The organism is Klebsiella sp. 141153, from assembly GCF_032601995.1.
Lineage (GTDB): Bacteria > Pseudomonadota > Gammaproteobacteria > Enterobacterales > Enterobacteriaceae > Klebsiella > Klebsiella aerogenes.
In genome coordinates this window covers 1-284 of sequence record NZ_JAQIRJ010000047.1, presented here as the reverse complement: position 1 = coordinate 284, position 284 = coordinate 1, and the positions used below count along the sequence as shown (strand labels likewise).

1 protein-coding gene is annotated in these 284 nt (G+C 70.8%); it reads left to right on the top strand.

Annotated features, from left to right (window positions below; translation table 11 throughout):
• Positions 1 to 57: 57 nt before the first annotated feature.
• On the top strand, positions 58 to 284 hold a 227-nt coding region (locus PGS10_RS25005; protein ID WP_316423651.1), incomplete at its 3' end, for a hypothetical protein.

The following is a 284-nucleotide window of genomic DNA, read 5'->3' as shown; positions in this document are numbered from 1 at the left end:
GCCGGGGCGCAGCAGGCGGGGGCGAAGACCGAAACGCCGGCCGTCAACGAGGCGGAGGTGGTGGCCATCGCCGTGGCTCAGGGCCGGGATCCGGTCGCCGCGCTGAAGGCGGCTCACGACAAGGCGGATAGCGATAAGGCGAAAGCTGCGGCCGCCGCCGCGAAGCCGCCGGAGAACGGTCCGCTGGGCAAACTGCCGGATCCGGTGTATGTGCCGCTGAAGGCCAAAGCGCTGGAGGTGATGCTGGCGGACCAGCTGAGCTGGATCACCGCCTGGCGCACCGA